We start from the raw sequence: 13,761 nt of genomic DNA on the forward strand, positions 1-13,761 counted from the left end.
GGATCGAACCCATCTGAGGCGGGAGAGGGCCGGGGACAAGGGTTTTGGGTGATTGAACTAGGCTTGGGAGTAGGGGCGGGAGCGCCAGCCTATGAACCTGACATATTGATTGATCGCCCTTTGCGATTGTTCTTGCTACCGACGGCAAATCCAGAGCCGGCATTGCAGGGGTCGGTAATCCGCCAGTTTGTTCATCCTTTGTTCGCGTGCTATAGATAGCTCCATAAGGAGCCTGCAGCAGTTTTATCACAGCGGTTAAGCTTCCTGCTGAATCCGGCCACGTCATGGATGGACAACTTAAACGCGATTTGCACTCTTCGCTGTCTGTGAAGGAGGGGTACAAATGGCTCAAGCCGAAGACGTGCCGATGAGCCGGCAAGAGTTCTTAGTTGCTTACGATGGCCCCTCTCGTGCGGACGACCACTCTATTGATGTCCGGAACTTGGCGCCAGCGCTGCTGGCTTTTGGCCGACTGCTGCTCGAGGCCAATACAGAGTTTGATGGCAAAAATCCACAACTAAAGTTTTATTTGTCTCAGATTTCGAGCACAAATGCTTCAACATAAATATTGAACTGATCAATGGTTTTTACGATCAAATCAAGCAATTTCTCGGCCTGGATCAAGTAAAAATCGCGAGAGAACTACTTGTATAGATCGGCCTTCCGAAAGGTCCGCTATATGGAGTTGGGCTCGCAACAGGCTAAATAAATTTTTTGAAATATCTCGGGCGGAAAAAGGCTAAGATATTATAGAAGAAAGAGTCGGATCCGACCCGCGTGGAATTATAAAAGTCACAATAAAAGGCAATGACAATAGGGTTTGCCTGACACCAGAAATATATAGCCTGTCAAAAAATCCAAAGGCGCTTCAAGCAACTCAGGATGCTTTCTTGCCACTGGGGCATGATGGCTTTGAAACAATGCGTGTTTCTGGGAATGAAGAGGATACGCCGGAAAATTTCACACCCGAAGAGGTTGCCAATATCGCCGCATCTTGTGTGAAGGCATAGAAGAAAGCAAATAGGTCAACGAGCCAGACGTTGAAGAAACACCCGCATGGCTAAGCGTTTATTCGCCGGTATACGATGCAAGCGCAATAAACTGGCGGCTTCGCCTTGGGCTGGAAACCATACACGCAGACATTATTGCGACAACAATTGCACAAGATACACTGGAAAGAGGCGGCGCACTATCAGAGGATACGTACCAAGTTGTGTTGGAAATAATCACGCCTTATGACTCCGACAATAACGCCAAACAACCAACTTACAAAATTAAAAAGGTCATGCGCTTCATTCCCGATCGCCCTCCGAAGCAAACGGATTTATTTAATCCCGATGGCGCCTTATAAGATACGGACAAACTAATTTTACAAAATTACTACTAGATATGCAGGCTATGTTTTAAACCAAGATCTAGGACAATATCGCCCGCAGCGGCGGTTCTCCCCCGCGATCCGAGAATCACCGGCGTTGAACACCCTGTCGATCTAGTCCGACGTCGACTACGGCCCGATTGGCAACGCGGCTTCGATGGTCCCGATGCAGCGGCGCGGGGTCGAGGTCGGGCCGGTCCACACCGTCCCGTTCTCAAACCATCTCGACTGACGCCCGGTCTTCGACGCGGAAACAATCCGCGCCACGGTCCGGGGCATCGGCGGGCGCAGACGGGTCGGCACCGGGCGCGCCGTGCTGGCGGCCTCTCGGGGCTCGGCCCCAACCGCGCAGGACGCCCCCGACCCGGCCCCGCTGCGCAGACCGACTTCGGAACGGAACAGTCGCGCTCCGCATTGCTGGCTCCGCATTCGGGAGCCTGCCGTGAGACCCACCCTTCTCGTCCTCCTCGGGCTGTTGCTCCTGGCCGTCCCGCAGCATGTCCGGGCGCAGGCCGTCGCCGGTGAGGCGTATACCACCCTGGAGGCGGACGAGCCCCGCCCGGGGCCGCCGCCGCCGCTGCCGGACCTGTCCGATCCGAACGGCCGGGCGGGCGAGGCGCTCAACGAGCCGGGCGAGCGCTCCGGCATCCCCAAGGCGCTGCGGGCGTCGGGCTCCAAGGCTGGCGGCCCGGCCAACGACCTCAACCCGAGCGGGCAGGCGGAGGCGCCGGCGCCGCCCAAGGGCGATCTCGGCAAGGTCGCGGCCGGCGAGGACCTGTTCCACGGCAATTATTGCGGCACGGGCCAGCGCGGCGAGGGCCTGCCCCCGATCGACGCCCTCGATGCCGCCTGCATGCGCCACGACGCCTGCTACGACGCCGCCGGCTACAGCTCCTGCGCCTGCGACGCTACGCTGAAGCGGGAGGCCGCGTCCGTCTCGGATGCGCCGGGCGCCTCGCTGGAGACGCGGCGCCGGGCGCTGAGCGTCACGCAGGCGACGGTGGCCATGCGCTGCCGCGCGCCCTGATCCGCTCCCGCCGTCCAGCCGAGCGGGACGCGGTCCGGCCCGCCTGCCGGCCGCGGGGGCCGAACCCGAGGCGGGCCGGCCGTCCGAACCGCGCCGCTCGCGGCGTGCCCCCCGTGCGCGCCTCCCGTGCGTGCCCCCGCGCTTGCGCCCGCGCGCCGGATCGCCGACAGCAGCGGCTCTCCTCACGGCACCGGGAATCACCCGCGTTGAACGTCCTGTCGATCCAGTCCCACGTCGCCTACGGGCATGTCGGCAACGCGTCGGCGGTGTTCCCGATGCAGCGGCTCGGGGTCGAAGTTTGGCCGGTGCACACGGTGCAGTTCTCCAACCACACCGGCTACGGGGCGTGGCGCGGCCCGATCTTCGAGGCGGACATGATCCGCGACGTGGTGCGGGGCATCGGCGAGCGCGGGGTGTTTCCCGGCTGCGACGCGGTGCTGTCGGGCTACATGGGCTCGGCCGCGATCGGGGCGGCGATCCTGGAGGCGGTGGCCTCCGTGCGGGCCGCGAACCCGCAGGCCCTCTATTGCTGCGACCCGGTGATCGGCGATGTCGCGGAGGGCGTCTACGTGCGGCCCGGGATCGAGGCGTTCCTGCGTGACCACGCCGTGCCGGCGGCCGACATCCTCACCCCCAATCAGTTCGAGCTCGACCGGCTCACCGGCCTGCCGAGCCGGACCCTTCCGGAGGCGGCGGCCGCGATCGCGGCGCTCCAGGCCCGGGGCCCCCGGGTGGTGCTGGTCACCTCGGCGCTCTGCGCCGACACGCCGCCCGACCGGATCGACCTGTTGGCCGGGGCGGAGGGCCGGGTGTTCCGGGTCCGCACCCCGCGCCTCGCCATCGCGGTGAACGGCGCGGGCGACTGCATCGCGGCCCTGTTCCTGGTCCACTACGCCCGCACCGGCTCGGCCGCCACGGCTTTGGGCGCGGCCGCCGCCTCGGTCTACGGCCTCCTGAAGCGCACCGCGGCGGCGGGTTCCCGGGAGATCCTCACCGTGGCCGCGCAGGCGGAATACGTGACCCCGACCGAGACCTTTTTGGTCGAGGCGGTGTAGGGGCCGAATCGCGCACGCCCTCAATCCACGCCCTCCCGCACGATGGTCGGTTCGTGCGTCACCGCAAAGTTCACCGAGCGGGCGATGAAGCATTGCGCGTGCGCCCGGTGGTGCAGCGCCAGGGCGGCGGCGGCGTCCGATTCCGCCGTGACGGTCACGCGCGGGCGCAGGGTGACCGCGGTGAACTGGCCCGCACCGCCGGGCTCCTCGGTCATGCGGCCCTCGGCGGTGTCGGCGTAGGCCGTCACCACGATCCCGGCCTGCGCGCACAGGCCGAGATACCAGAGCTTGTGGCAGGCCGAGAGCGAGGCCACCAGCAGGTCCTCCGGGTTCCAGCGCGCCGGGTCGCCCCGGAAGGCCGGGTCGGACGAGCCGGTGATCACCGGCTTGCCCGGGGAGGCGGCCTCGAAGGCGCGGTCGTAGCCGCGATAGGTCCGGGTGCCGGCCCCGGTGTTGCCGGTCCAGGTCACCGTGACCGCGTAGGCGTGCTCCGTGTCGGGCATGGCTCCCTCCCGTCTCCGCGGCCTGGGAAGCGGTGCCGCACTGGGCTAGGCTCTGGGACCGCGCCGCCCGGATCGAGTCGGGCGTTCGCACAGCCTTAGCAAAGCGCGCCGCAGCCGCCAGCCGGTCGCGGGCGCCGCCCGGAGGACCGACACGATGGCGCGCCGCTTCGTCACCCTCGACGTGTTCACCGACCAAAAATTCGCCGGCAACCCGCTGGCCGTGGTGCGCGACGCCGAGGGGCTCGACACGGCCGCGATGCAGGCGATCGCGGCGGAGTTCAACCTGTCCGAGACGGTGTTCGTGCTGCCGCCCACCGACGCGCGGCAGCGGGCGCGTCTGCGGATCTTCACGCCGCGGCACGAGCTTCCGTTCGCCGGCCACCCGACCGTGGGGAGCGCCGTGCTGCTCGCCCTGGAGGACCCGTCCCGGGGCGATGCCCGGGCCTTCGGCCTGGAGGAGCGGATCGGGATCGTGCCCTGCGTGGTCGAGACGCTGTCCGACGGCAGCGGCGGCCGGGCACGGTTCAAGCTGCCGGCCCTGCCGGAATTTCTGGGCGCCGGCCCGGAGCCGGCGGTGCTCGCGCCGCTCCTCGGGCTCGAGCCCGGCGATCTCTGCACCGGCCGGCACGTCCCGAGCCGCCACGGGGTCGGGCCGACCTTCACCTGCGTGCCGGTGGCCACGGTGGCGGCGCTCGATTCCGCCCAGCCGGCGCGAGGACCGGAGGCGCAGGACGGGCTCTACCTCTACGCGCCAGACCCCGAGGGGACGGGCCAGAGCTGGCGGGTGCGGATGTTCGCGCCGCATCTCGGTATCGCGGAGGATCCCGCCACCGGCTCGGCGGCCGCCGCCTTCGCGGGGGTGCTGATGCAGTTCGAGACCCTGGGCGACGGCACCCACGACGTGGCGATCCAGCAGGGCGAGGCCATGGGCCGGCCGAGCGCCATCGCGCTCCAGCTCACGATCGCGGCCGGCGCCCTTCGCTCGGTGGAGATCGGCGGCTCGGCCGTGATCGTGTCGGACGGGACCTTGCGTGTCTGACGGCTTCCGGATCACCCGGCTCGCCGGGGTCACGGCGCGACTCGTCGCGCATGACTGGCCGTTCGCCCGGGACCACGAAGCGGAAATTGCCGAACACTGGCAGGCGCGGCGCGCCCGCAGCCCCGGGATGTTCGACGGCACCGTGCTGCTCGCCCGCGCCTGGTCGGTCGCGGACGGGATCGCCCGGGTCGACCTGTTTGCCGCCCGCTATTCCAGCTTCATCGCCTACCGGGACCGGGGCCGCACGGAAGCCGGCGTGGTCAACGCCTTCGCGGCGATCGTGCCCGGGAGCCTGGACGGTGGGGTGCTGCTCGGCGCGATGGGCACCCATACGGCCAATGCCGGCCAGCTCTACTTCCCGTGCGGCACGCCCGACCTCGACGACGTGCGGGGCGAGACCGTCGACCTCGCCGGCAGCGCCGCCCGGGAGCTCGCCGAGGAGACCGGCCTGGCGCTGCCGGCGGATGCCGCGACCGACTGGGTGCTACTGGCCGGGGAGGGGCAGCTCGCCTTCCTGCGCCCGGTGCGGTTCCCGGAGACGGCCGACGCCCTGTGCGCCCGCATCGAGGCCCACCGCCGCCGGGAGGCGGAGCCGGAACTCGCCGGGATCCACGTGGCGCGCGCGGCCGACGGTCCGGAGGCGACTCGGATGCCGGGCTTCGTGCGGGCGTATCTGGCGGATGCTTTTGCGGTGTAGGCTGCCGGAGCCCGGCGGCAGGGAGGCTGAGGGCTGGTCATCGGACGAGGGCCGCTCCCACCCAGTCCCCTCATCCTGAGGTGCGAGCGCACCGAGCCTCGAAGGAGCCCTCCGGGGATCGCGCGGCCGGCTGGAGGGCTCCTTCGAAACCTCCGCTGCGCGAACGCACCTCACGAAGACCCGGTTGGGTGAGAGAGGCCCGCCGCAACGACACGTATCTTCTCTCGCGCGACGAAACCCGACACCGCCATCACCCGATGTGCCCGCAATACGGAGTGTCGTTTCCTTGTTCGCCGCAGGCGCTTCCATAGACTTGGCCGCTCCGCTGGACCCCTCGCGCACGCTGCGCCGGGCAACGAAACGGGCCACATGCGCATCCTCTCTGACGCCCCGAGAACGACCCGCCGGCACGCGGCCGCCTGGCTCGCCGCCGCCCTGATGCTGTCGGCGGCCGCCCCGTCCTGCGCGGCCGAGCCCGTGATGCTGCGGGTCGGCGACCAGAAGGGCGGCAACCGCGCGCTGCTGGAGATCTCCGGCTTTGGAAAAGACCTGCGCTACACGATCGCCTGGTCGGAATTCCCCGCCGCCGCGCCGATCCTGGAGGCGCTCAATGCCGGCGCCCTCGATGTCGGCTATACCGGCGACCTGTCGCTGCTCACGGCCTACGCGGCCGGCGCCCCGATCAAGGCGGTCGGCGGCACGAAATCGGACCCGCGGAGCCATGCGATCCTGGTCCGCCAGGATTCCCCGATCCGGTCGGACGCCGACCTCGCGGGCAAGCGCCTGGCCGGCACCCGCGGCGGCTGGGGCCAGTTCCTGATCGACGCGACCCTGGAGAAGACGCGGATTAGGTTGGAGGACGCCACCTTCGCGCCGCTCAACCCCGTGGACGCCAAGGTCGCCCTGGTCGCCGGCTCGATCGATGCCTGGGCGGTCTGGGAGCCCTACGTCTCGTTCGCGACCCGCAAGGACAACGCCCGGGTGATCGCCGACGGCGCGGGCCTGACCCCTACCATCACGTTCATTGTCGCCTCCGACACCGCCATCGCCACCAAGCGGGCGGCCGTGCAGGACCTGCTGGACCGCCTGAACAGGGCCCGGCTGTGGTCGCTCGACCATCTCCCCGAATACGCCAAGAGCACCGCCGCCCTGACACGCCTGCCGGAGGATGTGCTGCTGGCGGCCTATGCGGCGCAGCGGACCAGCCCGATCAACATCGACGACGGCGTGGTCGCGGAGGTCCAGGAGGCGTCCGATCGCGCGACCCGCTACGGCATCCTGGCCAAGCGGCTCGACGTCGGCCGGGTGCTCGACCGCAGCTTCACCGCGCCGGCTCCGAACGCGAACTAGGGCATCGTCCCAAAGGGTGGATTCCGGCTTTCGGAAAACGACGATGCGCAGCGAAAAACTCGCGCCGCGTGCCGGTTCCGATATCCGGCACGCGGCGCGAGAGGCGGGGCCCGCCGGCCCGAACCGCACCGCAAAAATTCGCCCGCCCCGGCGGGAGCTTCGCTGTTCCCGGGACGTTTGCGTTGCAGTCCGGGGTCACCGGCCGAGGCGTCCCGCGACGCGCGGCCGGCGTTCCGGGCTGCCAGCACCGGAGCTCCCATGGCCGACCCGACCCGTTCGACAAACTCGTCCCGCGCGACCCGCACGCGCATCCAGGAAGGCCAGCCCTATCCGCTCGGCGCCACCTGGGACGGGCTGGGCGTCAACTTCGCCCTGTTCTCGGCCCACGCCACCAAGGTCGAACTCTGCCTGTTCGACGACCAGGGCGAGAAGGAGATCGAGCGGATCGAGCTCCCCGAATACACGGACGAGATCTGGCACGGCTACCTGCCGGATGCGCGGCCCGGCACGATCTACGGCTACCGGGTCCACGGCCCCTACGAGCCGAAGGCCGGCCACCGGTTCAACCACAACAAGCTCCTGATCGACCCCTACGCCAAGGGACTGGTGGGCTCGATCACCTGGAACCCTGCCCTATTCGGCTACCAGATGGAGTCGGGCGACGACCTGACCTTCGACGAGCGCGACAGCGCGCCGTTCAACCGCCGCTCGCGGGTGATCGACCCGGCCTTCACTTGGGGCCGGCACCGCAAGCCCAACGTGCCGTGGGAGAAGACGATCTTCTACGAGGCCCACGTGAAGGGCATGACCAAGCTCGACCCGCGGGTTCCGGAGAAGCTGCGCGGCACCTATGCCGGCCTCGGCACGCCCGACGTGCTCGACTACATCAAGAGCCTCGGCGTCACCTCGGTGGAGCTGCTCCCGGTGCATTCCTTCGTGCAGGACGACTACCTGCAGCAGAAGAACCTGGTGAATTACTGGGGCTACAACACGATCTCGTTCTTCACCCCCGCCCGGCGCTACGCGGCGGTGCCGGACTTCGCCTTCTCCGAGTTCAAGGAGATGGTCTCGCGCTTCCACGGCGCCGGCCTCGAGGTGATCCTCGACGTGGTCTACAACCACACCGCCGAGGGCAACGAGAAGGGCCCGACTCTGTCGTTCAAGGGCGTCGACAACGCCTCCTACTACCGGCTCCTACCGGGCGAGCCGCGCTACTACATCAACGACACCGGCACCGGGAACACCTTCAACCTGTCGCACCCGCGGGTTCTGCAGCTGGTGACCGACTCCCTGCGCTACTGGGCCACCGAGATGCGGGTCGACGGCTTCCGGTTCGACCTGGCCACGATCCTCGGCCGTGAGCCCTACGGCTTCGACGAGGGCGGCGGCTTCCTCGACACCTGCCGGCAGGACCCGGTGCTCAACGGCGTCAAGCTGATCGCCGAGCCGTGGGATTGCGGCCCCGGCGGCTACCAGGTCGGCGGCTTCCCGCCGGGCTGGGCCGAGTGGAACGACCGGTTCCGCGACGACGTGCGCGCCTATTGGCGGGGCGATCCCGGCCTGCTGCCGGACCTCGCCGCCCGGGTCTCGGGCTCGGCCGACAAGTTCGACAAGCGCGGCCGTAAACCCTGGGCCTCGGTGAACTTCCTCACCGCCCATGACGGTTTCACCCTGCATGACACGGTGGCCTACAACGAGAAGCACAACGAGGCGAACGGCGAGGGCAACCGCGACGGCCACTCGCACAACCTCTCGTACAATTACGGCGCCGAGGGCCCGACCGAGGACCCGGCGATCCGGGCCGTGCGGCTGCGCCAGATGCGCAACATGCTGGCGACCCTGTTCCTGTCGCGCGGCACCCCGATGCTGCTCGCCGGCGACGAGTTCGCCCGCACCCAGAACGGCAACAACAACGCCTATTGCCAGGACAACGAGGTCTCTTGGCTCGACTGGGGGGCAATCGGCGACGAGGAGCGCGATCTCGCGGAGTTCACCCAGCGCCTGGTCATCCTGCGCAACGCCCTGCCGATCCTCAGCCGCGGACGCTTCCTCACCGGGCAGTACGACGAGGAGTTCGGCGTCAAGGACGTGACCTGGCTGCGCCCGGACGGGGGCGAGATGGCCAGCGAGAACTGGTCCGAGGGGGCGGCGAAGGCGTTCGCGGTCCAGCTCGACGGGCGTGCCCAGGCCACCGGCCTGCACCGCCGGGGCGGCGACGCCACGCTGCTGATCATGTTCAACGCCCACCACGACCTGGTGACGTTCACGCTGCCCGAATCGCCCAACGGCGTGGCCTGGACCAGGCTGCTCGACACCAACCTGCCCGACAGCCAGGACGTCGAGAGCTTCCCGTTCGGCAATGGCTACGACGTGACCGGGCGCTCGCTCCTGATGTTCGTGCTCAAGCCCGAGGACACCCCGGGCGACGACGCCACCGAGATGGAGCGCTCCTACCAGCACGTGATGCAGGCTTTTGAACGCGCCAACGTCGAGAGCGTGCATTTCCACCTCGACCCGGAGGCCTGAGACGCGCTGAGCGGGACGGTTTTCGTCCCGCTCAGGGTCCGCCGCTTGCGCCCGGCGGCGCACCCGGCTAACAGCACCCCACCGCGCGGCCCTGGTCGCGTCCGGCGCCTCGGTGCCCGGGCGCCCTGTCTGCGGTCGGAGGGGTGGCCGAGTGGTTGAAGGCGCACGCCTGGAAAGTGTGTATACGGGAAACCGTATCGCGGGTTCGAATCCCGCTCCCTCCGCCAATTGACCCGCAAAACCCGTTTATCCTCAACGAGTTAGCGGGTTCCATCTCAACCTTGCTTACAATGATACCTACAAGCCGCTCGCACGGGGGTGCGCGGGCGTCACTTGATCCCGTGGCGGCATCCTCGTTCCGAGGAGGGTGCCTTGATCTACGTGCTCATCATCATGCTGGCCGGATCAGGCTCAGGCTCGGGTTCTGCGATCGGGTCCATCGAGTTCAACAGCAAACATGCGTGTGAAGAAGCGGCAAAAATGATCGCCGAGTCTAACCACATTTTTTCTGGGGCTACCGCCGTGACCGTGTGTGCAGCCAAGGGGTGAGCCCGCACGGGATGCGCGAGTAGCATTCATGAGGGCTACGTTCGGGGCCATCGACCGAACAAGCAAGGAGCCGTATTCTTGGGTGTCGACTCTCCAGCCGACCTTCCACGTCCGTCTCGACAGTGCCCCTCAACTCACCGATGGGGCGGGCGTGGATGTCGCTGGTGGTTGCCGCTATCAACTTAGCGTCAACCTCTCGTCGGCATCCTGCTTTTGTCGGCCCAGCGCCGATCTTCCACGCCCGCCGACGGTTTCACTTCGACGGTGGCGGCCCGGCGGGCGTGGATGCTTCGACTGACAACGTTGGCGGCAAGAGCGACCGTCACTGGGGAAATCTCCAGGGAGTCTGGCTGTCGCTGCGAACGCTCGCAGCGAGCCTTGCAGAATATACGAGCCGCGTTCCGGTCAGACTTCCAACCCAGTTTGTATTTCCGCTGGCCGATGCCGGTTAGGTTGGTTTTGTCAGCGGGCTGGGCGGCTCCTTGACGATCCACGCCCGCCGCCCAAACATCCACCCGGTGTGAGGGCGGCGGGCGTGGATGCTTTCGCTCACCTGTGAGCGAAAGGGCTTCTGTCCGATCCGAAGATAACCTGTGTTCCACTCAGGTTTTGCGATCCCTGGTTTCGGGGAGCGTCATTGGCATAGGTTAGAGACGCGTCGTATCGCGCCGCGGTAGCAAAGACGGGTCGATCTCAAATTCGACAATCCGCTCCAGCCGCTTGGGTTTTCCCTAAGACACCAAACGGCGTGAGTAACTGCTGTGCAAAGCGACTCCACGCCCGCTTCTTGGTTTTCCCCCCCGATACCCAGCGAGTGGGCGTGGTTTTTCACATTCAGCACGGCAAGACGGAAATCGGTTTCGTTCCGCGAAAAGCGAAACAGTTTCGCATTTGACTGCCCTGGGGTAAGGCGGCCGGTGTTAGCGGCGGGATGGGTCGCTGACCTTCCACGCCCGCTTGACGAGCCAGCCAAAGCTTTTCCGGGCGGGTGTGGATGCCCTCTCACGATCGACACACCCGCGGCACGCCGCTGGCCGTGACAGGCACAGCGAACAACCCTGAAGCTGCGAACCGCCGGTCCGAGCGCCGCAGCAGCACCTTGGCTCGCTGCAGGTCACGATGGGCGAGCCAGGCCAGGAGCACGCGGCGGCCGAGCCAAGCGAAGCCAACGACGTGGCCGGCCAGGACGCCGAGGCGAGTGAAGGCGGTCACAGCGCGCCCGTCTCGGATCGGCTTGATGGCCCCGTAATTGGCCTCCAGCCGCTTGCCAATCTGGCTGAGCATGCAGCCCATCACGTAGATGCACTCGCGGTGCACGACGTCGTCGTGCGTGCCGAGGGTCGTCAGCACGTTGGCCAGACGATCCAGGTGCATGATGTCATCCTCCAGGGCTAAGATCTGACCCCAGTCGACGCATGCGATGCTCATCGTGCGCCCTCCCGCAGCGGGCGGGACAGTTCGAAGGCGCGCTCCCAGTCGCTCGACCTTCACGGCGGCTTCCACCATCGCGTCGCCCACGACGTAGAGGGCGCCGGCTTCGACGTCGCAGCCCGAGCAGCCCATGGCGCGGACCGCCTGGCCCCAGCGGACGAGATTTCGAACCGCGTCCTCCATGTCGAAGATCAAGCTGGTGAGATCGTCTCGACGGGATGCCGGAGCGCTCATGCCGCCCTCCCGTTATTGAAGCGGTGAGCGCTACGGCCGGTCCACTCGGTGGCCGAGGCGTCCAGCGCCTCCGGCTCGCGGTCAGCGTCGCCGTCGAGCGCATCTAATAAGGCCAGGTCCGCCTCGATCCGGTCAGCGATCCGGCGGCGCAGCTCACGGACGCGCTGGCGGTCCGCATCGGCGAAGAAGCTGTCGAGGCCGATCTGGATCTCGGTGATGGCCTGGTCGGCGAGGTCGGTCTCGCGGCAGGCTCGGATCGCCCTGGTGACGGGACCCAGCTGCCGGCCGAGCCCTTGACCTAATAGGGGCCGCGGGTTGCCGGACTGGGGTAATAAGGGCGTGCGTGTGCTATGGGCGTGAATAGCCATGAACAGCATCCTCCAGATGCGGTTGGTGGTAAGGGCCGGATGGAAGGGCTCAATCTTCCTTCCGGCCCGCAGTTGTGGTACCACTAGGCGTGAGGCACGTCAACTATGGTACCATATGCGCACGGGTAGAACCCGCGGGAAGCAAACCGGCATTCAGATCCAGGTCCGGGTGCAGCCTGAACAGGTTGCCCCCCTCGACGCCTGGATTGCTGATCAGCCCGATCCGAAGCCAACCCGTCCGGAGGCGATCCGGTACGCTCTTACGGACTGGCTTACAGGCCAGGGCTACGTGAGGCACCGCGAGGATCCGGAGGGAGCAAACTAAGGAATGCAGTTTGCCTGAAAATCATAGTAAAGAGCGCAAGCAGGCCGAGGCCGCGTTCGCCAAGATACAGGACCACCTCGGCGACAAGATCTCCGTCATACCAGGTATCAGCGAAGCGGATCAAAACACGGCCCGGCTGAAGGCTGCGCGCCTGGAACGAGATAGCTCCGCGGGCGAGATGAAGAAGCTCTGACACACAGCGCTAGCATCTCAACCGCTCCCAATCATCGTGGAGGGCTAATGTCTCACTTTCCGATCATACACTCCAACGATCACACAAGCCTGCACTTGAAGGCTGAGACCCGCGAGACGAACTCCGCCGAGGTCTGGGTTGAAATCGAGGAGGAGCGTCAGGTTGTGGAGGAGCGTACGGCGAAACTTAGACAGCAGCGACTTACTCGCGATAGCGCCGGATCCTGAGGTTACAGCGAACGCAGATCATGAAGCGCCCCGAGGCGAAGGGCTATCTGAAATGAGCACGACGCTCGGCGGCGACCAGGGAGCGGGCAGATGCGAGCCATCCTGATTGCCGCCGTAGTTGCAATTGCCGTCGTCGCGGTTGTGGTTCTTGGCGGCCTTGTGAGCCGCAACGTGGGCTGACTTTCAGACTCTGTGGCCCGCGAACCACGCAAATGCTGAATTGACGAACTGTTAAGATTTATCGCTGGCGGTCGAATGCCGTTCGTGGGCATCAGTTGTTCCGCTTATGCGAGCACCCGTCTATGCCGATACCGATCTACGATCGCTTGCACCGCTACATCGTAGTGGCTTTGGTGTGCGGCGGGTTCGCCATGATGGGAGCGGCTTGGCTCTGGGATGCGCTGTAACAGACTAGCTAACCGATAGCGCTTTGTACGGCGTGAGGATCCCGAGGAGGCAAACTAGTGCGCCTCACCGAGCACCTGAATGCGAAGGGCTACCTCAAATGAAAAGCGCACCCCTCGGTGCTGTGGTAGCGCTCTTGCTCTTCCAATCCGGTGCTTATGCGCAAGACGGCCTTGGCCTCGACGCGCCGGACGCGCCGAGATCAGGTGCGGAGCCGGAAGCAGAGATGCGAGTGCGGGTTGCATCTGAGTTTCCGGACGCCCTACTGATCCGCTTCCGCAACGTCCGGCGCATCACCACAGAAGCTGGGCATGAGATCGAGTTCTGCGGGGGACTATCGGAAATTCCGTGTGTGAGCGGCGGGTTGAACATCAGGCCGCCATGGCCCGGGTGAAGCGCTCGCCGAAGATGACGGCGAACTGCGCCTTGGCCATGACCCACTCACGCGGGCCCATCT

At 66.4% G+C, this 13,761-nt stretch carries 12 protein-coding genes and 1 tRNA gene; 10 read left to right on the top strand and 3 right to left on the bottom strand.

Annotated features, from left to right (window positions below; genetic code table 11):
• Window positions 1–343: 343 nt before the first annotated feature.
• The 3 genes from FV242_RS28800 to pdxY all read left to right on the top strand — a co-directional run bounded on the left by FV242_RS28800 (window position 344) and on the right by pdxY (window position 3,457).
• Window positions 344–565 (top strand): hypothetical protein, encoded by a 222-nt coding sequence (locus FV242_RS28800; RefSeq protein WP_147941312.1) that lies wholly within the window; start codon window positions 344–346, stop codon window positions 563–565.
• Between the two features lie 1,252 nt (window positions 566–1,817).
• Complete coding sequence (locus tag FV242_RS28810; RefSeq protein ID WP_147910983.1) at window positions 1,818–2,402, top strand: phospholipase A2 family protein; 585 nt, start codon at window positions 1,818–1,820, stop codon at window positions 2,400–2,402.
• 206 nt (window positions 2,403–2,608) lie between these two features.
• A complete protein-coding gene (gene pdxY / locus FV242_RS35215; RefSeq protein ID WP_147957826.1) occupies window positions 2,609–3,457 on the top strand; it encodes a pyridoxal kinase PdxY in 849 nt (282 codons plus the stop codon).
• 20 nt (window positions 3,458–3,477) lie between these two features.
• Here pdxY and FV242_RS28820 read toward each other — a convergent pair whose 3' ends face one another.
• Window positions 3,478–3,960, bottom strand: a complete 483-nt coding sequence (locus FV242_RS28820) for an OsmC family protein (protein WP_147941314.1) — start codon at window positions 3,958–3,960, stop codon at window positions 3,478–3,480.
• A gap of 154 nt (window positions 3,961–4,114) precedes the next feature.
• Between FV242_RS28820 and FV242_RS28825 the strand changes: the two genes are divergently transcribed.
• From FV242_RS28825 to FV242_RS34880, 6 genes are all read left to right on the top strand, one after another.
• Window positions 4,115–4,999, top strand: coding sequence for a PhzF family phenazine biosynthesis protein (locus FV242_RS28825; RefSeq protein WP_147910512.1), 885 nt, complete (start codon window positions 4,115–4,117; stop codon window positions 4,997–4,999).
• Entirely contained in the window at window positions 4,992–5,696 is a 705-nt protein-coding gene (locus FV242_RS28830; RefSeq protein WP_147941315.1) for an NUDIX hydrolase, read from the top strand. The genes FV242_RS28825 and FV242_RS28830 overlap by 8 nt, the downstream gene beginning before the upstream one ends.
• Window positions 5,697–6,065: 369 nt before the next feature.
• The gene (locus FV242_RS28835; protein WP_147941316.1) at window positions 6,066–7,046 is read left to right on the top strand and encodes an ABC transporter substrate-binding protein; all 981 of its coding nucleotides are present in this window, start codon (window positions 6,066–6,068) and stop codon (window positions 7,044–7,046) included.
• Window positions 7,047–7,304: 258 nt separating this feature from the next.
• Window positions 7,305–9,572: a glycogen debranching protein GlgX gene (gene glgX, locus FV242_RS28840; RefSeq protein ID WP_147910510.1), complete on the top strand. Its 2,268-nt coding sequence runs from the start codon at window positions 7,305–7,307 to the stop codon at window positions 9,570–9,572.
• A gap of 137 nt (window positions 9,573–9,709) precedes the next feature.
• Window positions 9,710–9,799: transfer RNA gene (locus tag FV242_RS28845), tRNA-Ser, on the top strand.
• Window positions 9,800–9,944: 145 nt separating this feature from the next.
• A complete protein-coding gene (locus FV242_RS34880) occupies window positions 9,945–10,121 on the top strand; it encodes a hypothetical protein (RefSeq protein ID WP_187278606.1) in 177 nt (58 codons plus the stop codon).
• 1,002 nt (window positions 10,122–11,123) lie between these two features.
• On the opposite strand, the gene FV242_RS28850 is transcribed toward FV242_RS34880, so the two are convergent.
• The gene (locus FV242_RS28850) at window positions 11,124–11,786 is read right to left on the bottom strand and encodes a hypothetical protein (protein ID WP_147941317.1); all 663 of its coding nucleotides are present in this window, start codon (window positions 11,784–11,786) and stop codon (window positions 11,124–11,126) included.
• Window positions 11,783–12,154 carry a hypothetical protein gene (locus FV242_RS28855; protein WP_147941318.1) on the bottom strand — a complete coding sequence of 124 codons (372 nt, stop codon included), beginning with the start codon at window positions 12,152–12,154 and terminating at the stop codon, window positions 11,783–11,785. The genes FV242_RS28850 and FV242_RS28855 overlap by 4 nt, the downstream gene beginning before the upstream one ends.
• A gap of 335 nt (window positions 12,155–12,489) precedes the next feature.
• Here FV242_RS28855 and FV242_RS28865 point away from each other — a divergent pair, with 335 nt between their 5' ends.
• Entirely contained in the window at window positions 12,490–12,672 is a 183-nt protein-coding gene (locus FV242_RS28865; RefSeq protein WP_147941320.1) for a hypothetical protein, read from the top strand.
• Window positions 12,673–13,761: the final 1,089 nt, after the last annotated feature.

The sequence above is a fragment of the Methylobacterium sp. WL64 genome, assembly GCF_008039945.1.
Classification (GTDB): Bacteria; Pseudomonadota; Alphaproteobacteria; order Rhizobiales; family Beijerinckiaceae; genus Methylobacterium.